Source organism: Pyxidicoccus caerfyrddinensis, from assembly GCF_010894405.1.
Lineage (GTDB): Bacteria > Myxococcota > Myxococcia > Myxococcales > Myxococcaceae > Myxococcus > Myxococcus caerfyrddinensis.
The window spans coordinates 192,644-213,420 of sequence record NZ_JAAIYA010000019.1 but is presented as its reverse complement, the minus strand read 5'-3'; the positions used below and the strand labels follow the sequence as shown (position 1 = coordinate 213,420).

At 68.6% G+C, this 20,777-nt stretch carries 14 protein-coding genes; 7 read left to right on the top strand and 7 right to left on the bottom strand.

The window, feature by feature from the left end; translation table 11 throughout:
• Window positions 1–73 precede the first annotated feature (73 nt).
• From G4D86_RS36525 to G4D86_RS36510, 4 genes are all read left to right on the top strand, one after another.
• Window positions 74–688 carry a glutathione S-transferase family protein gene (locus G4D86_RS36525; protein ID WP_163998751.1) on the top strand — a complete coding sequence of 205 codons (615 nt, stop codon included), beginning with the start codon at window positions 74–76 and terminating at the stop codon, window positions 686–688.
• Window positions 689–894: 206 nt separating this feature from the next.
• Entirely contained in the window at window positions 895–1,566 is a 672-nt protein-coding gene (locus tag G4D86_RS36520; RefSeq protein ID WP_163998750.1) for a dihydrofolate reductase family protein, read from the top strand.
• A 205-nt stretch (window positions 1,567–1,771) separates the two neighbouring features.
• Window positions 1,772–3,985: a mucoidy inhibitor MuiA family protein gene (locus tag G4D86_RS36515; RefSeq protein ID WP_163998749.1), complete on the top strand. Its 2,214-nt coding sequence runs from the start codon at window positions 1,772–1,774 to the stop codon at window positions 3,983–3,985.
• Window positions 3,986–4,192: 207 nt separating this feature from the next.
• On the top strand, window positions 4,193–4,645 hold the full coding sequence (locus tag G4D86_RS36510; RefSeq protein WP_163998748.1) for a GNAT family N-acetyltransferase: 453 nt from the start codon (window positions 4,193–4,195) through the stop codon (window positions 4,643–4,645).
• A 238-nt stretch (window positions 4,646–4,883) separates the two neighbouring features.
• Here G4D86_RS36510 and G4D86_RS36505 read toward each other — a convergent pair whose 3' ends face one another.
• Complete coding sequence (locus G4D86_RS36505) at window positions 4,884–5,804, bottom strand: LysR family transcriptional regulator (RefSeq protein ID WP_240360658.1); 921 nt, start codon at window positions 5,802–5,804, stop codon at window positions 4,884–4,886.
• 98 nt (window positions 5,805–5,902) lie between these two features.
• Here G4D86_RS36505 and G4D86_RS36500 point away from each other — a divergent pair, with 98 nt between their 5' ends.
• Both G4D86_RS36500 and G4D86_RS36495 read left to right on the top strand, forming a co-directional pair.
• Window positions 5,903–6,994, top strand: coding sequence for an aldo/keto reductase (locus G4D86_RS36500; RefSeq protein WP_163998747.1), 1,092 nt, complete (start codon window positions 5,903–5,905; stop codon window positions 6,992–6,994).
• A gap of 352 nt (window positions 6,995–7,346) precedes the next feature.
• Window positions 7,347–9,185: a MutS-related protein gene (locus G4D86_RS36495; RefSeq protein ID WP_205520013.1), complete on the top strand. Its 1,839-nt coding sequence runs from the start codon at window positions 7,347–7,349 to the stop codon at window positions 9,183–9,185.
• On the opposite strand, the gene G4D86_RS36490 is transcribed toward G4D86_RS36495, so the two are convergent.
• The 5 genes from G4D86_RS36490 to G4D86_RS36470 form a co-directional block, all read right to left on the bottom strand.
• Window positions 9,098–10,333 carry a GNAT family N-acetyltransferase gene (locus tag G4D86_RS36490; protein WP_163998745.1) on the bottom strand — a complete coding sequence of 412 codons (1,236 nt, stop codon included), beginning with the start codon at window positions 10,331–10,333 and terminating at the stop codon, window positions 9,098–9,100. The two genes, G4D86_RS36495 and G4D86_RS36490, sit on opposite strands and share 88 nt — an antisense overlap.
• On the bottom strand, window positions 10,330–12,771 hold the full coding sequence (locus tag G4D86_RS53240) for a sterol desaturase family protein (RefSeq protein ID WP_240360657.1): 2,442 nt from the start codon (window positions 12,769–12,771) through the stop codon (window positions 10,330–10,332). Before G4D86_RS53240 ends, G4D86_RS36490 begins: the two co-directional genes overlap by 4 nt.
• A 42-nt stretch (window positions 12,772–12,813) precedes the next feature.
• Window positions 12,814–14,109 (bottom strand): aminotransferase class I/II-fold pyridoxal phosphate-dependent enzyme, encoded by a 1,296-nt coding sequence (locus G4D86_RS36480; RefSeq protein WP_163998744.1) that lies wholly within the window; start codon window positions 14,107–14,109, stop codon window positions 12,814–12,816.
• A gap of 188 nt (window positions 14,110–14,297) precedes the next feature.
• The gene (locus G4D86_RS36475; protein ID WP_163998743.1) at window positions 14,298–15,470 is read right to left on the bottom strand and encodes a thiolase family protein; all 1,173 of its coding nucleotides are present in this window, start codon (window positions 15,468–15,470) and stop codon (window positions 14,298–14,300) included.
• 79 nt (window positions 15,471–15,549) lie between these two features.
• On the bottom strand, window positions 15,550–17,928 hold the full coding sequence (locus G4D86_RS36470) for a 3-hydroxyacyl-CoA dehydrogenase/enoyl-CoA hydratase family protein (RefSeq protein WP_163998742.1): 2,379 nt from the start codon (window positions 17,926–17,928) through the stop codon (window positions 15,550–15,552).
• A 137-nt stretch (window positions 17,929–18,065) separates the two neighbouring features.
• Between G4D86_RS36470 and G4D86_RS36465 the strand changes: the two genes are divergently transcribed.
• Entirely contained in the window at window positions 18,066–19,820 is a 1,755-nt protein-coding gene (locus G4D86_RS36465; RefSeq protein ID WP_163998741.1) for a M1 family metallopeptidase, read from the top strand.
• A gap of 36 nt (window positions 19,821–19,856) precedes the next feature.
• Here the strand turns inward: G4D86_RS36465 and G4D86_RS36460 are convergent, their stop codons facing one another.
• On the bottom strand, window positions 19,857–20,738 hold the full coding sequence (locus tag G4D86_RS36460) for a DNA-methyltransferase (protein WP_163998740.1): 882 nt from the start codon (window positions 20,736–20,738) through the stop codon (window positions 19,857–19,859).
• Window positions 20,739–20,777 lie beyond the last annotated feature (39 nt).

Here is a 20,777-nt window from a genome sequence, read left to right as displayed (position 1 = left end):
GCCGGTAGCCGCATTGTCAGGGAGCCCTGGCCGCCGCATGGTGCCGCCTCCCGCCACCCGCAGGAGTGCACACATGAAGCTCTACTTTGCCCCCAGAACCCGAGCAGTCCGTCCCCGATGGCTGATGGAGGAGCTCGGGGTGCCCTACGAGCTGGTCAGGCTCGATCTCACCCGACAGGAGAACAACACCCCCGAATACCTGGCGTTGCATCCTCTGGGCGAAGTCCCCGCCTTGGTGGATGGGGAAGTCACGCTGCTCGAGTCCCTGGCCATCTGCCTCCACCTGGCCGACCGGTTCCCGGAGAAGCAACTGGCGCCGCCGATGGGTTCCGCGGAGCGCGGTTCCTATTACCAATGGATGGCCTTCGCCGAGGTGAGCCTCGACCCCGTGGTGATGGCCTTCTACTGGCACGCGCAGCTGCCCGAGGAGAAGAAGGCCAGCGCGCACGCGAATGAAGAACTCGCGAAGCACAAGGTCCGCCTCCAGGCCCTGCTCGACCTCATCGACATGGGCCTCGGCGGCCGTGAATGCCTGGTGGGTGGGGCGTTCACCGCCGCCGATGTAGTGATGGCCTCCATCCTCCACCTGGCAAACACGCTGAAGCTGCTCGACGGGCATCCGCGGGTGGTGGAGTACGTCAAGCGACACTCTCAACGTCCGGCGGTACGGAGGGCCGTCTTGGGATGAGGCGAGGTGGGATTGGACCACGCTCCAACAAAGAGCAGGCTCCCTCAAGCGAGGCGGAGCCGAGGCGGGAGGAAGCGGCGAGAATCGAACCCTGGGCTCCCCTGCTTGAACCGCACTGCTCGCCAAGACGTTAATGTTCCCAACGAGCAGTTTTGTAGGGAACGGCGGTGGCGGATCGTCCTTTGAGCAAACAAGGAGAGTGACCCATGCGGAAGATTATCGTCGGCGCCATGGTTTCGATGGATGGCGTGATGCAGGCGCCGGGCGGACCGACCGAGGATCCGACCCAGGGGTTCAAGTTCGGCGGCTGGGTGATGCCCTATTTCAATCAAGAGTTCGGCGAGGAAGTGGACCGACTCTTCAGTGAAAAATTCGATCTCCTGCTCGGCCGCAAGACCTACGAGATTTTCGCCGCGTATTGGCCGTACTACGACGAAGACGCTCGCGATGGCGGCATCGCGAAGCGCTTCAAGGAGATCAAGAAGTACGCGGTTTCGCGCTCGGGCGAGGTTGATACGAGCTGGCAGGGCTCGGTGCTCCTGCGCGACATCGCCGACGTGAAGCGTCTGAGGCAGGAAGACGGGCCCAACCTCGTCACGCAGGGCAGCACCGAGCTCGTCCATGCGCTCCTGGCTAACGACCTCGTCGACGCGATGACCCTCTTCACCGTCCCGGTCGTTCTCGGCAGCGGCAAGAAGCTGTTCGCCGACGGCTCCGCGCCGCACAGCTACAAGCTGACCAGATCGCGCATCTCGAGCAACGGCCTCATGATCGCCCACTACGAGCGCGGCGGAGAGATCAAGACCAGCGACACCGCGCTGGATAGCCCCAGCGAACGTGAGATTTCCCGCCAACAGCGGATGAAGCGCGAGGGCTAAAAAGAACTCCTCTCAGTGTCCCGGCCTCCAATGCATCGCAGTGTCGATTTTCCTAGTTCGACGTCGCCCAAGGCTGGGGCGGAAATCACGCTTGGGGAAGAGAAGTCAGACATCGAGCGTCGCCCTCCAAGGAATGCGCCTTTCGTGCTCGCATCATGATGACTCCGTGAAGATGCCCCCGCGCCTCGCTGGATAGCTTGGCGCCATGCTCCTCCTCGGACTCGCGAGCCTTCTCCACGCCACCACCGAAGCGCCCATCAGCGCCGTCACCGTGTACAGCGACCGGGCCCGCGTGGTGCGGACCGCCAGCATCACCGTCTCCGGCACCCAGCGGGTGGAGCTGCCCCGGCTGCCGGACTTCGTGGACCCGGACTCCATCCGCGTCGAGGCCCAGGGCGCCGAGGTCTCCTCGGTGGACGTGCGCCCCGCCAGCGCCCCACCCTTCCCCCAGCAGGAGGCGCGCAAGCTGCTCGCCACGCTGGACGGACTGGATGACGACCTCGCCCGCGCCGAGGCCGAGCGCGCCGCCGTGGGGCTCCAGCTCGAAGCGCTCCGCCAGGTGCAGCCAGAGGTCAACCCGTACGCCATGAACCCCTCCACCGGCGAGCGGCCGCCCTCCGCGGCCTCGACGTGGAGTGCCTCCGCCGGCTTCCTCGTCGACACCGCCGCGAAGCTGGAGGCGCGCATGCGCGAGTTGGAGGACCGGGCCCTCGCGCTGAAGGACCAGCGCACGAAGCGCCTCGAGGAGGCGGGCCAGCTGGGCACGTGGCCAAGGAAGCCGGGCATCGAGGTGGCCGTCACCCTCTCCGGCACGGGGCTCACGAAGGTGCAGCTCTCGTATCTCGTCCCCCAGCGTGTCCGCTGGTACCCGCGCTACGAGCTTCAACTCCAGCCGGAGAAGCAGCGCGTGCAGGTGGCCTTCTCCGGCCGCGTCAGCCAGGACACGGGGGAGAACTGGGAGGGCGCGAAGCTCACTCTCAGCACCGCCCTGCCCTCCACCGCCACGTCGCTGCCCCGGTTCGCCACGTGGAAGCTCGGCACCCTGGAGCGCTTCATCCCCGAGCCGCGAAGGCTGGGAGTGTACGCCAGTGCGCCCCCGCCCCTGCCCCCGAGCACGCCGGAGCCGGACCTGGTGTACTCGCTGCGCCAGCAGCTGCTGACGCGCGCGAGCAGGCCCGTCCCCTCCGAGGCCGCGCAGACGGTGTCCTCCCCGGCACAGGCCTCCCGCTCATCCCAAAGCGGAGACGCCAGCAGCACCTTGCTGGGTACCGTCGTCGACACCCAGAGCCGGAAGCCCGTGCCCGATACCGTCGTCACCGCGACCTCGCCCAATCTCCAGGGCGAGCAGACCGTGGTGACGGACGCGCAGGGCAACTACCGCATTCCGTCCCTGCCTCCCGGCGTCTACACCCTGAGACTCGAGAAGGAGGAGTTCCGTCCCTACGCCCGGGCCGACATCCAGCTGCGCCCCAACCGCACCATCCGCGTCAACGTGGACCTGCTCCCCGAGTCGCTCGGTGAGACCGTGGAAGTCACGGGCGCCCCCCCGAGCCTCGACGTGGGCTCCACGACCACGGGCGTCAATGTGGATCAAGAGTTCGTCAAGCGCATCGCGGTGGCGCGTCCGGGCGGCAGGGGCGGCGCGTCCCGCTCCTTCGAGTCACTGGCCGAGTCGACGGATGGCCTCGCGAGCGGCGGTGCGGTCTCGCCCGAGCCCGTCGTGGACGCCTACGTGGGCCTCGCGCCGCCGCCCGGCTGGCAGCCTCCGCGGCTGTCGGACGACCTGCCCGCGTCGCTGGCGGGCGGCTACGACCTGGCCTTCACCGCGCCGCGTCCGGAGACGGTGCGCAGCGGCCAGGGCGAGCGCATCGTTCCCCTGCTCATCGAGTCCTGGCCCGTGCAGGTGGAGCGCCACGTCTTCCCCGCCCTCGCGGCGGACGCCTTCCTCGTCGCCCAGCTCAAGAGCCCGTCGCGCACCGTGCTGCCGGGCGGTGATGCCTCCCTCTTCGTCGGAGCCGACCCGGCCGGCACCGCGGCGCTGAAGCTCGTCGTCCCCGGCGAGGCCTTCACCCTGCCGCTCGGCGTGGACCCCGCCGTGCGCACCGCGCGCAACGTGCGCCTGGTGCAGGCCAAGGAGGGCTTCATCTCCAAGGACGACCTCAACACCTACGAAGTCACGCTGGAGGTGCCCAATCCCTATCCGTTCCCCATGCAGGTGCGCGTGGTGGACCAGTGGCCCCTCAGCCAGGACGGCAAGGTGGAGGTGAAGCTGGTGCGCACCTCGCCCGCCGCCCGCCAGGACGAGCAGAAGGGCGAGCTGCAGTGGGACCTGGTGGTGCCGCCCTCCAGCAAGAGCACCGTTTCCTTCGAATACACCCTGCGCCGCCCGCAGCACTGGCGCCTCAACCAGAGCCCGTGAGGAACCTTCCATGACCCTGCTGCCCCTGGAGCCGGAGTCCACGGCCTGCTGCACGCTCGCGGCGGCGGGCTCCTCGGCATGCGTTCCTCCAGGACCTGGGGAACGGCTCCGATTCCCGCGCGTCGTCATGCCCGAACAAGATAGAACCCTTCCGCCATTCGCCTCGCGACCTCCCTCGCGGCGCAGACTGGACGGAGCCTTTTCAGAATGATCCTCCGCAACGTCACGGATGAGGACCTTCCCATCTTCTTCGAACACCAGCGCGACCCAGAAGCGCTGCGCATGGCCGCATTTTCATCGCGGGAGCGCGATGCGTTCATGACCCACTGGCGCACAAACGTTCTCCGCCCTGAAAACATCACCCGCACCATCGTCATGGGCGGCGTGGTCGTTGGGAACATCAGCAGTTGGGAACAGGATGCCAAACGCCTCATCGGCTATTGGATTGGTCGCGAGCACTGGGGCAAAGGCATCGCCACTCGGGCCCTCTCTGAGTTTCTCGTGCTCGAGCCCACCCGGCCGCTTCATGCGTGGGTCGCTCTCCACAACCTCGCGTCGATCCGCGTCCTCGAGAAGTGTGGCTTCCACACCATGATCGACGAGAACCCGCATCACCCGGATGAAGTTGCCGAAGTCCTCATGAGGCTGGGTTCGACGTAGTGAGTGTGGCTCGCGCTACGACGACCTCCGGTCCAGATTCCGGCGCTTCGTCATGCCCGCCAACAATCACGCCTGGGCACGTGCCACACGGCTGACAGCTCGTGTACAGGGTGCTCGCTGCCGCCACGTTCGCTGTTCTCCTCCTCTCCCCCGCCGACCTGGGCACGCTGCGGTTCGCAGTCGGAATCAGGGATTCACAGGCATCGGTCGGTCAAACGGTAGAAGCATCTCGTCGGGCCTACTTCCGGCGCAGCACTTCCTGGGTCGTCTCGATGAACAACCGCAGCGCCGGCGAGCGCTGGGCGCGGCTCGGATAGCAGAGGAAGAGGCCCGGCTCGGACGGCGAATACGCTTGGAGCACCGCCACCAGCCGCCCGTCCGAGAGTCGGTCCTTCATCGACAGGTCCGCGATGTACGCGAGGCCGAGGCCCGCCTCGGCCATGGAGATGCAGAACTGAAGGTTATTGGTAACCAGGCCACCACGCACCGGGATGCGCCACTTGCGCCGGCCCCGCTCGAGCTCCCAGGCGTAGAGCGCGTCGCCCGTGGGCCAGCGAAAGGTGATGCATTCGTGCTGGAGCAGATCCTCCGGCTTCCGCGGCGTACCGTGCTTCGCGAGGTATGAGGGAGAGCCGACCACGAAATACTTGAACGGGTCGGTCAGCCGCACCTGCACCATGTCGCGCGCGATGACCTCGGTCACCTGAAAGGCGGCATCGTAACCTTCGGCCACGAAATCGACGACGAAGCGCTCTTCGACCACGACCTCCAGCGAGACCCGCGGGTAGCGCTGGCGAAACACCGGCACCACCGGCTCCAGCACATGCGGCACGGCCCCTTGCGAGATGCTCAGCTTCACGCGGCCGGTAACGTCCCCCGCCTGCGCGTTCGCGGAGGCGAGCGCCTCGAGCGCGAGCTTCACCGGGGCGCCGGCGCTCTCGATGAGCCGCGCGCCGGCATCGGTCGGCGTCACCGCGCGCGTCGTCCGGTGCAGCAACACCACGCGCAGCAGTTCCTCGAGCTGTCGCACCGCGTGGCTCACCGCCGATGTCGAGACGCCGAGCTCGCGCGCGGCCGCGCTGAAGCTGCGGTGGCGGGCAACGGCGAGGAACATCGAGAGCTGCGGCAGCGCGGCCTGATGCCGGTGTGAGCTTTCCATTGTGAAGCATTGTTTCACAGCCCTTGCGCAACCGCGCCGTAGCGGCCGGGCGGCGCGCGCCATACTTCTCCGCGTATCCCCTCAACCGGAGCGCACCCATGCCCTTGAACCACTATGTCACCCTCGGCCGCTCAGGCCTCCGCGTGAGCCCATTCTGCCTGGGCGCAATGACCTTCGGCGAAGACCTCGGCCCCGGTCTTGGGTCGAGCGTGAAGGACTCGGAGCGAATCATCGACCGGTACCTCGAGCTCGGTGGCAACTTCATCGACACCGCCAACTTCTACACGCGCGGGCACTCCGAGAAGATCATCGGGGACCACCTGGCGCACGACCGGGAGAAGCGCGACCGGGTGGTCATCGCCACCAAGTTCAGCGGAAACCTCTACCCGGGCGACCCCAATGGCGGCGGCTCGAACCGGAAGGCCATCGTCGCAGCCTGCGAGCAGTCCCTGCGCCGGCTGCGCACCGACTACATCGATCTCTACTACCTGCACATCTGGGACAAGCACACGCCCATCGAAGAGACGGTCGCCGCGATGCACGACCTCGTGCAGTCGGGGAAGGTCCGCTACCTCGGCATCTCGGATGCTCCGGCATGGAAGGTCACGCAGGCACAGTTGCTCGCGCAGTTCCGCGGGTGGGCGCCGTTCATCGCGCTGCAGATCGAGTACTCGCTCGCCGAGCGTACCGTCGAGGGTGAGCTCATTCCCATGGCGCGGGAGCTGGGGCTGGGCGTGGTGCCGTGGTCGCCGCTCGCCTCCGGCCGGCTCAGCGGGAAGTACACGCGCGAGAACGCGGGCAAGGTGACGGGCGGCCGGGCGGCGATGGTCGTGGGACGGGTGAGTGAGAAGGACTACGAAATCGTCGAGGTGCTCGCCCGCATCGCCAAGGAGCTGGGCACCACCGTGCCGCGCGTGGCCCTGGCCTGGGTGCGTTCGCAGCCTGGCGTGGCGTCCACCATCATCGGCGGACGGACCATCGAGCACTTCGAGGACAACGTGCATGCGCTCGAGGTGACCCTGACGGCCGAGCAGGTCGGAGCGCTCGATGCGGTCTCCGCGCCGCAGTTGCCGTTCCCCATCCCGTTTCTGCGGCACGCGCCGGGGGTCTACGGCGGTGGGACCACGATCAATGGGGAGGCGTCACAGCCTACGCCGGTGATGCCGCAACGGCGCGGCGACCACTATTGACTTGCTCCCGGCGGGGCTCGAACCCGCACCGCACAGCGCAAAGTCGAACCCCGACAGGTGCATCCTCAACCGTCGTCTCCAGAGCCACACCCGCTCGTCATGACGCGGTAGCAGCCCGCTGCACGCCCTTTCGGGGCCGGTTTCACCGTTTTCCGGTGTGCTGCCATTTGCACCACGGGAGCAAGGTGCCGACGCCGCTGCCCAGGCGGCCTGCCGCAGAGGGGACCACCGCTCTGACCGAGAGCCGCAACTTTCGCTCCGGGTGATTCACCCTCTACGTTCGTCTGCTTCGCGTCACGGGGTTGAATCCGCCGCTTGCCCTGGGCCCTGTGGGCGCACAGCATGCGCGGCCGTGTCCGCCACCCCCGAGAGCCCCTCCCCGCACCGCACGTACACCGAGCGCCGCGCCGCCGCGCAGGCGGAACTGACCGCGCTGGACCGCGTGAGCGCGCGCTATGCCAACCTGCGAACCCTCGCCTTCCTCGCCGCCGTCGGCATCGCGGGCTTCATCCTCGCGGGGCGACTTCCGAAGGTCTGGTGGTGGGGAGCGGCGGGCGCCGTCATCGTCTACGGCCTGCTCGCAGTGCTGCACCACCAGGTCTTCCGCCGCGAGGCGCGGGCGAAGCTGTACGTGCTGCTCAACGAGCGCGGCCTCGCGCGGCTCAGCCGGGGCTGGCACGAGTTCACCGAGCGCGGTGAGCGCTTCCTCGCCGCCAGTCACCTCTACACGCCGGACCTGGACGTGTTCGGCCAGGGCAGCCTCTTCCAGCTGATGAACGAGACGGCGACACGCGCGGGCGAGGAGCGGCTGGCGGCGTGGCTGTCCGGCCCCGCCTCCGCGGCCGAGGTGGAGGCACGGCAGGGCGCGGCGCGGGAGCTGGCCCCACGCGTGGACTTCCGACAGGACCTCTGCGTGGACTCGCGGGTGGCGGCGAGAGAGAAGGCGGAGCCGAATCTGTTCATCCGCTGGGCCGAAGCGGGGCCGTCGCTGGACGCCATCCGCTGGGCACGGCCGGTGGCGGTGGTGCTGCCGCTGGTGACGCTGACGCTCTACGTGCTGGGCAAGTTCGGCGTGCTGCCGGAGGCCACGGTGTGGCTGGGACTGGCCGCGCAGCTCGCGGTGGCGCTCATCACCCGCCGCACGTTGCAGGCCATGGACCAGAGCGTGGAGGCGGGAGAGCGCGGCTTCGTGCGCTACGCCCCCCTCTTCGAGCGCGTGGAGAGCCAGCCCTTCGAGCACCCGAAGCTGCGTCAGCTCCAGTCCGGCCTGCAGCGGCCGGGCGAGAAGCCCGTGTCCGTGCACTTCGCGCGCTTCAGCCGGCTGTTCTCCTTCATCGAATTCAAGCGGCACCAGTTCCACCCGCTGGTGCACTGGCTCACGCTGTGGGACATCCACGCGCTGTTCGCCCTGGAGCGCTGGCGCGCGAAGCACGGGGCGCAGGTGCGGCACTGGTTCGAGGCGCTCGCGGAGCTGGAGGCCCTGTCGTGCGTGGCGGGGCTCGCGTTTGACAGGCCGGAGTTCACCTGGCCGGTGATGGAGGCACAGGGCCCGCGCGTGGAGGCGACGCTGCTGGGGCATCCCCTGCTGGACGCGCCGGTGCCCAACGACGTGTCCCTGCCGGGCCCCCGGCACGCGCTGCTCATCACCGGCTCCAACATGAGCGGCAAGACGACGCTGATGCGCGCGCTGGGCGCCAACGTGGTGCTCGCGCTCGCGGGCGCGCCGGTGTGTGCGAAGACGTTCCGCCTGTCACCGCTCCAGGTGCTCACCAGCATGCGGGTGAAGGACTCGCTGGAGCGCGGCGTGTCGTACTTCCACGCGGAGGTGCTGCGCATCAAGGCGGTGCTGGACGCGGCCCAGGAGGCACGGGGGCAGGCGCTGTTCCTGCTCGACGAAATCCTGCTGGGGACGAACACGCGCGAGCGGCAGATTGCCTCGCGCGAGGTGCTGCGGCTGTTGCTTGCCACGGGGGCCTGCGGCGCGGTGACGACGCATGACCTGTCCCTGGCCGTGCTCGCGGACGAGCCCGGTGCCCACGTCGTCAACGTCCACTTCCGGGACCACCTCGAGAACGGGAAGATGGTGTTCGACTACAAGCTGCGTCAGGGCGTGGTGGACACGACCAATGCGCTGCGGGTGCTGCGACTGGCCGGCGTGCCCGTGGATGACCCCGAGGCTCCGTCGCACTGAGTCGTGGAGTCTCGCAGGGTCTGCCGCCGCTCCGGCTGCTTCTCGCCCAGCAGGGCGGGCAGCAGTGGATGGAGGAAGGGCCGCAACCACGGAGACCGGAGCCGCGCGACCATGTTCAGACCTTCCAGCGTAGCCCCCAGGGTTTGCTTGACGAAGTAGCTCGTGACGCCGAGGTCCACCTGCGCGCACCCGCGCTCGGCCGCGTACGCGAGCTCCGCGCCCAGCAGGTTGTAATAGATGGGCAGCTCGCGGGAGCGTGCGTATTCCATCCCCAGGACGAAGGGGTTGTGGATGCCACCAGACGTGCCCGAGAGCACGAAGCCGACAAGGCGCCCCTCCGAGGTCCTCAGCGTCAGCAGGCTGCTCTCCTCCGGCAGTCGCTCCGCCACCCGCTCGAAGAATGCCAGCGGGATGGGGAGCCGCTTGAACTCGGAGGCGTGGTGGTGGACCTGCAGGTAGAGCGGGTAGCACTCGGGAAGCAGGTGCCGGAAGTCCTGGACGCGCTCCAGCTTCAGCCCGAGTCGGGTGGCGGCCGCGAGCTGCTTGCTCACGCTGACCCTGGGCTTCCGCTTGAGCCGCTGGAGGTGCGCTTCGAGGCTACTGTCTTCGAGCTCGACGACGGCGAGCGGAAGGTTGCGCGCCGGCCGGAAGCCCCTCGCCAGGAACCGCGCTTCCAGCCTCGCGTCCCCCTCCATGAAGTCGCGGATGACGAGCAGGTCCGCGTGGGGGTACGCCTCCTGGCAGGCCACGAGGAGCGCATCCGCGAACTCCTCCTCGGACAGCAGCTCTGCGTCCCACCACCAGTGGCGCTGCGCCGTCTCGAAGGTCCCCACCATGGCCAGGCGCACCGTGAGGAAGCCCGGCAGGAGCCGGCGTACGCGCGCGGCCATCCGTCCCACCCTCTCCGGAAGACGCATGCCCAGGTCGAACCGCTCCTCCGTCACCAGGGCCAGTCCCGCCACGTCCCCTCCCCGAGACAGGAGCACATACGCGAAGCGCCGGTCCGGGAAGGCGTCCTCCAGGCAGGACAGGAACGTGCTGCTCTTGAAGGGATGGCCTCGCGCCACGGTGTCGTCCCAGAGCGTTCCCGGCACGTCCCGGATGGAGGTGACCCCCCGGATGTCCAGCGGCTCCTTGCACCGGCTCATGACAGGACCTCCTCGAAGTGGACGCCGTGCCGAAGGAGCGCCTCATCGTTGGCGCGCATGTCCCTGAACACCCGCTGCCGCCTGGGCACTGGCGTCGGAGGGAACAGCACCCGGCGAAGGACTCGCAGCACGAGTTGGACGCAGGGGTTCAGGTGGCGGACGGCCAGGTAGAGCCGGTCGACCACGGCGCCGACGCTTGCCTTGGCGGAGTAGCTCGTCTGGCCCAACTCCACGACGGCCTTTCCTCGCGCCTCCGACATCTCGACAATCTTGTAGATGCAATTGAAGTACAGCGCGCCCTCGTCCCGGTGCTGGTAGTCCAGGCCCAGGTAGAGGGGATGCACCTCGCCCGCGTCCTCCAGGAACAGCTCGAAGGCGACCAGCGCCTCTCCCTGGAAGCACAACAGCGCGAAGGCGCGCTCTCCGAGCCGACGCGACAGCTCCACGAAGAAGTCGCGGTTGAGCGTCTCGAAGCGGACCTTCGAGCGGCCGAGCACCTGGAGGTACAGGGCCTCCATCCGCTCCGCGAACGGAGCGAAGTCGTGGCGCAGCTCCCAGCGCATTCCGCCCTCCACGAGCTGGCGCTGGCGGTGTGTCATCAGGGAGCGGTACTTCTTGCGCAGCCGCTCCCGGTAGTCGCCGGCTCCCGGCTCTCCCAGGTAGAGCCAGGTGGTGGCGGGGCTCTCCACGAGGGTGAAGGACTCCGAGAGCACGTCGCGCACCTGGGGCAGGAGCCGGCTCGTCAGCTCCTTGATGACGACCAATCCCATGCGCAGCCGCCGGGCCCGGGCGAGGACTTCGCGGGTGACGGCCCTCAGCACGTCGGCGGGCAGCTGGCCCTCCGACCCCGGCCTGACTCCGAGGAGGTCCCGGCAGATGGCCACGGGCGTCCCCACGATGAACGCGCGGGTGCGGAGGAAGCGGGGGAAGAGCCTGCGCACCGCGGCCACCGCCTTCTTGATGGGCTCGGGCGCAACGGTGGTGAGCGAGAGAGGGATGTGGAAGCAGGGAATGACGGCCAGCGCCCTGCCCTCGCGCCGGGCCAGCAGGTGGTGGAACTCGATGCCCGGCAGCCGCGCCGCTTCGACGGCCCGATGTAGCGCGAAGGACTTCAGCACGTCCTCCCGGGGGAAGCAGGCGTCCCACGTCTCCTGTCCCAGCGCGTCCAGCGACGGGAGCCATTGGAGCTCGAGGGGCTCTTCTCCGGGAGGACCCGACAGGAAGTCGTTCCGGAACCCGGCCAGCCACGCCGCACTCAGCGCCGCATAGGAAACGAGCGTCAGGGCCTCCGTCCTCGCTGAAGTCCCGGCCACGAGGAACGCCGCCAGCACGACACCCGCGAGCCGGAGCAGCTCCACACGCCAGAAGCCACGCCGGCCCTCCAGCAGGCCACCCAGGGTGAAGGCATTCGCGGCGACGAGGACGCCTGCCGCCGCGAGCACGACGCCGCTCAGCGCCCCCAGGTTCCACAGCACCCATGCGGACAAGGTGACGAGCGCGGCGCACTGGACGGCGCAGTACACCGCCACGCGCGGGGAGAGCGGCGGGTCGTACTTGCGGAAGGTGGCCGAGGGCCCGTCATCCGCCTCCGTGAACCGCTCCTGGCGGAGCGAGGCGGGCTGCCAGGCAGGGCCCTTCACCAGGCAGAGGAGCCCGTCCACGGGACTGCGGCAGGCGCGCGCCTTGCGGAACAGCTCCGCGAACGGGAGGAAGTTGACGGTGAGCGGGCTCCAGCTCCGGATGCCGTGCCGCACGCCGTAGACGGGCGGGTGCTCGGCCAGCTCGGGCTGATAGCTCCCGAAGAGTCGGTCCCAGAGCACCAGGATGTTGCCGTAGTTCTTGTCGATGTATGGCCGGTTGCGGCTGTGGTGCACCCGGTGCTGCGAGGGCGTCACCAGCAGTCGCTCCACCCTTCCGAGCGCGGGCACGTAGGTGTTGTGCAGGGTGTACTGGTACGCGAGCTGGAGGCCCGCCACGCCCAGGTACACCTCCGGAGCGATTCCCAGCAGCGCCATGGGGATGAAGAAGGGCCACGACGTGGCCTCGCCGAGGATGCTCTGCCGCAGCGCGAGCCCGAAGTTCATGTCCTCTCCGGAGTGGTGCACGGAGTGGAAGGCCCACAGCAGGGCCACCTCGTGGTGCGCGCGGTGGCCCCAGTAGTAGAGGCAGTCGTAGACGACGAAGGCGACCAGCCACGTCGTCACGTCTCCCGGCGCGAGCTGGAGCGGGGCGTACCGCTGGACCGCGGTGTAGACCCACAGCGTGGCGCCGGTGAGGACCAGCCCGACGAGGATGCCGAGGATGGCCAGCATCAGGTTGGTGAGCAGGTCGTTCAGCCGGTAGCGCGACACGCCCTTGAGCCGGGCGGAGGCCAGGTCGATGGCCACCGGCGCGAAGAAGATGGGCAGGGCATAGAGGACATACGTTTTCGTATCCACGACAGACTCCAGGCTCGAGGTGTCTCCCAGTTGCGCCAGGGCTCACGCGTCCCGCGCGAGGACTCCCAGCCGGCGGCCGCAACGCTCCAGGGCCTCGAGGCAGCGCTCCAGGTCCTCCTGTTCCAGGTTGGCGCTGACGTTGAGCCGCAGCCGTGGCTTGTTCCTGCTCACGGCCGGGTAGCCGATGGGGTTGATGTAGATGCCCTCCTCCTGGAGCAGCCGGGCCATCTCCACCGTCGTCTGGAGCGACGACATGCGGATGGGGATGACGGGCGACACGCTGTCCATGCAGTCCAGGCCGAGCCCCCGGAGGCCGTCGCGCAGGAAGCGCTCATTGCGGTGCAGCCACACCTGCCGCTCCGGCTCCTCCCGCAGGATGCGGAGGGCCTCGATGAGGCCGGCGACCACGGGTGGAGGCAGGGAGGCGGAGAAGATGTAGCCGCAGGAGCCGAAGCGCAGCAGGTCGATGGTGGCCTTCGGGCCCGCGGCGAAGCCGCCGATGCCGGGCAGTCCCTTGCTGAGGCTGCCCGTCAGGATGTCCACCTCGTCCTCCATCGCGAAGTACGCCGGGGTGCCGCGCCCCAGCGGCCCCAGCGCGGCCGTCGCGTGCGCGTCGTCCACGATGATGAAGGCGTTGTACGCGCGGGCCAGCCGCACGAGCTCCGGCAGGTCCGCGATGTCTCCGTCCATGCTGAAGATGCCGTCGGTGACGATGAACTTGCGCTGGCTCGCGGGCAGCTCCGCGAGGACGGCCTCCAGGCTCCGCGAGTCCCGGTGCTGGAAGGCATGCAGCCGCGCACCTGACAGCTTCAGTCCGTCCGCGAGCGAGCGGTGGTTGAGCACGTCGGACAGGACGGCGTCTCCCTCGCAGCAGACCGCGGAGAGCACCGACACGTTGGCCATGTACCCGCTGCTGTAGGTGATGCAGTCCTCGACGCCGAGGAAGTCAGCGAGGCTCCGCTCCAGCTCCACGTGCAGCTCGCACGTGCCATTGAGCAGCCGGACACCGCTGGTGGTGGTGCCGTAGCGCTTCAGCGCGGCCTCCGCGGCGGCCACCACGCGGGGGTGACCATTCAGGCCCGAGTAGTTGTACGAGCCGAAGTGGAGGACCTCGCGCAGGCGGGCTGGCGAGGGGCCGCCCGAGGCGCCCGTCAGCCCTGAGCTGACCTGCGCCCTCCTCCCTGGCGTGCCGTGGAAGACGCGGCTGACCATGTCGAGGCACTGGCCGTGGGCGAGCGCCTGGAACTGCCGCCGGACCTCCAGCAGCCTGGGTGAGTCGGCGCAGATGTCCCGGTTCCTCTCCGGGATGAGAGGAATGCCTGCGAGCTGCGAGTCCATGTCGTGTACCCCCTGGGTTTCAAAGGAGGTACGCGGTGATTTTCGAAACGGATTGCGGCGCGCCCGAGGGGCCGGACGAGCGGGGGCGGGCGTGGCTCCACGGAGAGGGCGGCCGCGCATGCACCGCAAACGACACAGGCCCCGGGGTTGCCCCCGAGGCCCGCGGTCACTTCACGGTGCGGCGCGGACTACTTCGCCGACTCGAGGAGCATGGCGAAGCCCATGCCGCCGCCGATGCACATGCTGACGACGCCGTAGCGGCCGTTGCGGCGCTTCAGCTCGCGAAGAATCGTGGCCACCATGCGCGCGCCGGACACGCCCAGCGGGTGGCCCAGGGCGGTGGCGCCGCCGTTCGGGTTCACCTTGTCCAGGGGAATCCCCAGCTCGCGGATGCAGTGCAGCGCCTGCGCCGCGAAGGCCTCGTTCAGCTCGAAGACGTCGATGTCCTTCACCTCGAGCTTGTTGCGCGCCAGCAGCTTGCGCACCGCCGGCACCGGGCCCACGCCCATGATTTCCGGGGGCACGCCCGCCACCACCGAGTCCACGTAGTAGCCCAGCGGCTTCACGCCGAGCTCCTTCGCCTTCGCCTCGCTCATCACCACCGCCGCCGCCGCGCCGTCCGTCAGCGGCGACGCGTTGCCCGCCGTCACCACGCCCTTGGCGTTGAAGGCAGGACGCAGCTTCGCCAGGCCCTCCAGCGTGGTGTCCGGACGGAGGATGGTGTCCACCGACACCGTCACCGTCTTCGCCGTGCCGTCCTCGTCGAAGTACGTCGTCGTCACAGGGACGATTTCGTCCTTGAACTTGCCCTGCTCGCGCGCGGTGGCGGCACGGCGCTGGCTCTCGTAGGCGAACTTGTCCGCGTCCTCGCGCGTGACGTTGTAGCGCGTGGCGATGTTCTCCGCCGTGGCGCCCATGGAGGTGTAGACCTCCGGCAGCTTCGCCATGACGTCCGGGTTGGCGCTCGTCTTGTTGCCACCCATCGGAACCATCGTCATCGACTCGGTGCCGCCGCCGATGCCGACCTCAATCGACCCCGCCAGGATGGCCTGCGCCACCTGGGCAATGGCCTGCGAGCCCGACGAACAGAAGCGGTTGATGGTCATCCCCGGCACCGTGTCCGGCAGGCCGGCGAGCAGGGTGGCGATGCGCGCCACGTTCATCCCCTGCTCCGCCTCCGGCATGGCACAGCCCAGGATGACGTCCTCCACGTCCGCCGGCTTCAGGCCGGGGACCTGGGCAACGGCCTCCTTGATGGCGATGGCGGCCAGGGTGTCCGGCCGCGTGTCCTTGAACTCTCCCTTGTGCGCGCGGGTGAAGGGCGTGCGCACCGCGCTGGCAATCACGACTCGACCAGGCATCTTGAGTGTCTCCTTGCCCGGGGGGCACCCGGGCAGTCAGAAAAATTGGATTCAGTGGTCAATGGATACCGGCCGGCCGTCAGTTCCGCAGCGGCTTGCCCTTCTCAATCATGTGCTGCAGGCGGTCCTGGGTCTTCTCCTCGCCGCACAGGCTCAGGAAGGCCTCCGCCTCCAGCTCCAGCAGCCGCTCCTCGGTGACGAGGACGGACGGGCTGGTGTCGCCGCCCGTCAGCACGCGCGCCAGCTTCTGGGCAATCTTGCGGTCATGGGCGCTCACCTGGCCGTTGAGCTCCATGTCGTAGAGCATCATGTCGATGGTGGCCGCGCCGCTGGCGCCCGGCAGGCGGAAGCGGGTGGGCCGCGGCGCCTTGAAGCCCCCGTTGGCCAGGCCCAGCACGCGCGCCTTCGCATCCGACAGGAGGAAGTCGCGGTTGGACGTGATGCCATCCTGCTGCGACAGGAAGCCAATCTCCCGGGCCTCCTCAGCGCTGGTGGCGACCTTGGCCATGCCGATGGCCAGGAACACCTTCTTCAGGAAGGGCAGCGCGTCGAAGTCCTTCTCCGCCGCGTACGGGCCGAACACGTTGCGCAGCAGCTGCATGTTGCCGCCGCCGCCGGGGATGAGGCCCACGCCCACTTCCACCAGGCCCATGTACAGCTCGGCGCTGGCCTGGATGGCGTTGCCGCCCATCGTCACCTCGGAGCCGCCGCCCAGGGTGAGGTTGAAGGGCGCCGTCACAACCGGCACCGGGCTGTAGCGCATGCGCTGGTTGGCGCTCTGGAAGTCCTTCACCATCTTCCGGATGGAGTCGAACTCGCCGCTCTTCGCCGCCCACAGCAGCGCGACGATGTTGGCGCCCGCGGAGAAGTTCGCCCCGTCATTGCCGATGACCAGGCCCTTGAAGTTCTTCTCCGTCTCGTCCAGCGCCGTGTTCATCATCTCGATGATCTGGTCATCGATGGAGTTCATCTTGCTGTGGAACTCCAGCAGCGTGGCGCCGTCGCCCATGTCCCACAGGGTGGCGGAGTCGTTGCCGGCGACCTTCTTGTTGCCGCGCTTGAGGTACTCCACGCGCTGCGTGCGCGCGTTCTCCGGCACCACCTTCACGGACTTCGTGGGGATGTCCCAGTACGTGTCCTTGCCGCCCTCCACGCCGTAGAAGGACGTGCGGCCCGCGGCGAGCATGTCCTCCACCCACTTCGCCGGCTTGAGGCCCAGCTCCTTCATCCGCTCCACGCCCTTCTTCACGCCGTAGGCGTCCCACGCCTCGAAGGGCCCCAGGTCCCACGCGTAGCCCCAGCGCATGGCGCGGTCCACGTTGACCACGTCATCGGCAATCTCGGGGATGCGGCGGCTGGTGTAGGCCATCACGTCCAGCGTGATGCGCTCGGCGAACTTCGCGGCCTTGTCCTGGCCGTTGAGCACCACGGCGACGCGCTCGCGCACGTCCTCCACGTCCTTCGCGGCGCCCAGGGACTCGAAGCGCACCTTGTTCTGGGCGCGGTACTCCATCGTCTTCAGGTCGAGGACGAGGATGTCCTTGCCCTGCTTCTTGTAGAAGCCGCCGCCGCTCTTGTCGCCCAGGATGCCCTTCTTCACCATGTCGAGGATGAAGTCGGGCATGCGGAACGCCTCGCGCTCCTCGTCCTGGGTGAGGGTGTCGTAGCAGTTCTTCGCCACGTGGACGAAGGTGTCCAGGCCGACGATGTCCGTGGTGCGGAAGACGGCGGACTTGGGACGGCCCATGGGCGGACCGAAGAGCTTGTCCACCTCTTCAATCGTCATCTCCGCGGGGCCCATGCCGGCGATGGTCTTCATCATCCCGTACGTGCCGATGCGGTTGGCGATGAAGTTGGTGGTGTCCTTGCCGTAGACGATGCCCTTGCCGAGCACCTCTTCACCGAAGCGGTGCAGCGTCTTGAGCACCTCCGGGTCCGTGTCCTTGCCAGCCACGAGCTCCAGCAGCTTCATGTAGCGCACGGGGTTGAAGAAGTGCGTGACGAGGAAGTTCTTCTTGAAGTCCGCGCCGCGGCCCTCGGTCATCCCGACAATCGACATGCCGGAGGTGTTGGAGGAGATGATGGTGCCCTTGCGCGCGTGCTTCTCCACGCGCTCGAAGAGGGACTGCTTGACGGCGAGGTCCTCCTTCACCACCTCCACCACCCAGTCGCACTCGGAGATGCGGGCCAGGTCGTCATCGAAGTTGCCCACCTCGATGTTGGAGAAGACCTGCTCGGAGACGATGGGGCTGGGCTTCTGCTTGCGCATGTTGGCCAGCGCGCCCGCCGCGAACTTGTTGCGGAAGGCCTTGGACGAGGTGTCCTCGCCCGGGTTGGCCTTGGGGGGGACGATGTCCAGGAGGAGCGCGCGAACGCCCGAGTTCGCCAGGTGCGCGGCAATGCCGCTGCCCATGACTCCGGCGCCCAGCACAGCCACTTTGCGGATCCGCGTCGTCATCTTGAAAGGCTCCCTATGTGGGAAGGATGGGAAGGAGAGGACTGCACAAATGTAGGCGATTGACTCGAAAGTCAACCGATTCAGATGGCCGGATGGCTCGCCATGGGGTCGTGACACCGACTACAAACCGGACCTCCATGGCGCGCCTCGACCCACACTCCTACAACGACAGCACGCAGCCTGAGACGGAAACCCTGGACTGGAAGGCGCGCGTCGATTTCCGAACGCGCCGCCTGCACGCGGAGGCCACGCTGACGCTGAAGGAGGCCTCCGCCGGTCCCCTGGATCTCGATACCCGAGACCTTGAGATTCGCGGGGTGGTGGACCCGAGCGGTCGCCCCTTGCCCTACATGCTGTCTCCACCGGAGCCGATTCTGGGGAGCCGGCTGCGGGTGGAGCTTCCGCCCGGACTGCGGCAGCTCACCGTGCGGTACCGGACGGCTCCGGGCGCCAGCGCGCTCCAGTGGCTGACGCCCTCGCAGACGGCCGGGGGCCAGCACCCCTTCCTGTACAGCCAGTGTCAGGCCATCCACGCGCGCAGCGTGGTGCCGCTGCAGGACACACCGCGCATCCGCATCCGCTACCGCGCGTCGCTGCGCGTGCCCAAGGCGCTCAAGGCCGTCATGGCCGCCAGCTTCGTGCGCCGCGAGGAGCACGGCGTGGAGGCCGAGGAGCACTACGAGATGCCGCAGCCGGTGCCTCCGTACCTGCTGGCCTTCGCGGTGGGCAGCCTCGCGCCGAAGGAATTGGGCCCGCGCTCGCGGGTGTGGGCGGAGCCGGAGCTGCTGGAGGAGGCCGCGGACGAGTTCGCCGGCGTGGACGACATGCTCCGCGCCGCGGAGTCCCTCTTCGGGCCGTATGACTGGGAGCGGTTCGACTTGCTCACCATGCCCCCGTCCTTCCCGTACGGCGGCATGGAGAACCCGCGCCTCACCTTCCTGACGCCCACGCTCATCGCGGGGGACAAGAGCCTCGTCAACGTCGTGGCGCACGAGCTGGCGCACTCGTGGACGGGAAATCTCGTGACGAACGCGTCCGCGGAGCACTTCTGGCTCAACGAGGGCTTCACCGTCTTCGCCGAGCGCCGAATCCTGGAGGCGCTGGCCGGGCCGGAAGTGGCGACGCTGCACGCGGCGCTGGGGCGGCGGGCGCTGGAGGAGGCGCTGCACCACTTCCGCGCGCACCCCGGCCTCACCGCGCTGCGCACGCACCTGGCGGGCGTGGACCCGGACGAGGCCTTCTCCCAGATTCCGTACGAGAAGGGCTACCTGCTCCTGCGCGCCATGGAGGACGCGGCGGGGCGGCCGGCGTTCGACGAGTTCCTGCGGCGCTACCTCGCCACGTACCGCTTCCGCGCGCTCACCACCGAGGAGTTCGTCGCCTTCGCGGACCGCGAGCTGCCCGGGGTGCTGGTGAAGGTGGACGCGGACGCGTACCTCAACAAGCCTGGAGTCCCGCCGGGAGCGCCCTCCCCGCGCTCGGGCCGGCTGGAGGCGCTGGTGCGCACGCGCGGCACGGTGCCCTCCGCGGACGCGGTGAAGGACTGGACGCCCACCGAGTGGCAGCTCTACCTGGAGTGGCTGCCGTCGGACACGCCGCGCGACACCTTCCGCCAGCTCGACGAGCGCTTCAGCCTCACGAAGAGCCGCAACTCGGAGGTGCTGGTGTCCTGGCTGGTGGCGGCGCTGCGCGCGGGCTGGGAGCCGGCCGTCGCGCGCACGGAGGCCTTCCTCGGCGAGGTGGGCCGCATGAAGTACCTCAAGCCGCTGTATGGCGTGCTCGCGTCGTCGCGCGAGCACCGCGGGCTGGCGCGCTCACTCTTCAAGAAGCACGGGGAGCGCTACCACCCGATTGCAAGACAGGGCGTGGAGCTCATCCTGTCCCGCGCCTGAGGCGGCGACCGGAGCGCCACCGCCCTCGGCGGTGGACTACTTCGACGACACGGCCTGCAGGCGCTTCTGCGACAGGGAGAGGTACTGCTCGTCCATGTCGATGCCCACGTAGCGGTGGCCCAGCTTGAGGGCCGCCACGCCGGAGGTGCCGCTGCCGTTGAAGGGGTCCAGCACGAGCGCGTCCGGGGGGCAGCTGGCCTCGAGGATGCGCTCCAGCAGCGCCACCGGCTTCTGCGTGGGGTGGCTGCCGTGGGCCTTCTCCTCGCCGCCGCGCGGGACGGTGAGCGTCCACAGCCGGCCCTCGCCGTCCGCGGTCAGCTCCGCGTCGCCGGAGGGCGGCAGCGCCCACGCGTCGCGCATCTGCTTGCCGCCGTTCTCCGCCTTCATGCGCGAGTAGTTGAACGTGTGCTGCAGCTTGCCGCCCGACTTCGGGGAGGCCCAGATGAGCAGCTCCGTGGAGTGCGTGAAGTAGCGGCACGCCAGGTTGGGGCTGGCGTTGGGCTTGAACCAGGTGACGGTGTTGAGGAGCTTGTAGCCGAGCTTCTGCATCGCGAAGCCGACGTTGAAGATGACGTGCTGGGTGCCGCTCACCCAGAGGGTGCCGGTGGGCTTGAGCAGCCGCTGGCAGGCCGCCAGCCACGCGGTGGTGAACTGGTGGTCCTCCTCCACGCCGCGCGACTCGTCCCACTTGCCCTTCGCCACGGACACGCGCTTGCCACCCTTGCAGGTGGTGCCGCCGTTGGAGAGGAAGTACGGCGGGTCCGCGAAAATCATGTCGAAGGTCTGGGGCTCGAACTGCTCCATCAGCTCCAGGCTGTCGCCGTGCAGCAGCGTGTAGTCCTCCCCTTTCGCGTAGACGCTCTCGCTCAGGGAGCGGCGGACAACCTTCAGGGAAGGGGCTGCAGCGTGCGCGGACATCTCGCCTCCGTCGGACTCTTCGTCGTGGACGCGGCGGAA

What these genes read in the sequence shown, in the direction of transcription:
- G4D86_RS36525 (WP_163998751.1), top strand. Translation starts at nt 74, where the DNA reads ATGAAGCTCTACTTTGCCCCCAGAACCCGAGCAGTCCGTCCCCGATGG.
- G4D86_RS36520 (WP_163998750.1), top strand. Translation starts at nt 895, where the DNA reads ATGCGGAAGATTATCGTCGGCGCCATGGTTTCGATGGATGGCGTGATG.
- G4D86_RS36515 (WP_163998749.1), top strand. Translation starts at nt 1,772, where the DNA reads ATGCTCCTCCTCGGACTCGCGAGCCTTCTCCACGCCACCACCGAAGCG.
- G4D86_RS36510 (WP_163998748.1), top strand. Translation starts at nt 4,193, where the DNA reads ATGATCCTCCGCAACGTCACGGATGAGGACCTTCCCATCTTCTTCGAA.
- G4D86_RS36505 (WP_240360658.1), bottom strand. Translation starts at nt 5,804, where the DNA reads ATGGAAAGCTCACACCGGCATCAGGCCGCGCTGCCGCAGCTCTCGATG.
- G4D86_RS36500 (WP_163998747.1), top strand. Translation starts at nt 5,903, where the DNA reads ATGCCCTTGAACCACTATGTCACCCTCGGCCGCTCAGGCCTCCGCGTG.
- G4D86_RS36490 (WP_163998745.1), bottom strand. Translation starts at nt 10,333, where the DNA reads ATGAGCCGGTGCAAGGAGCCGCTGGACATCCGGGGGGTCACCTCCATC.
- G4D86_RS36480 (WP_163998744.1), bottom strand. Translation starts at nt 14,109, where the DNA reads ATGGACTCGCAGCTCGCAGGCATTCCTCTCATCCCGGAGAGGAACCGG.
- G4D86_RS36475 (WP_163998743.1), bottom strand. Translation starts at nt 15,470, where the DNA reads ATGCCTGGTCGAGTCGTGATTGCCAGCGCGGTGCGCACGCCCTTCACC.
- G4D86_RS36470 (WP_163998742.1), bottom strand. Translation starts at nt 17,928, where the DNA reads ATGACGACGCGGATCCGCAAAGTGGCTGTGCTGGGCGCCGGAGTCATG.
- G4D86_RS36465 (WP_163998741.1), top strand. Translation starts at nt 18,066, where the DNA reads ATGGCGCGCCTCGACCCACACTCCTACAACGACAGCACGCAGCCTGAG.
- G4D86_RS36460 (WP_163998740.1), bottom strand. Translation starts at nt 20,738, where the DNA reads ATGTCCGCGCACGCTGCAGCCCCTTCCCTGAAGGTTGTCCGCCGCTCC.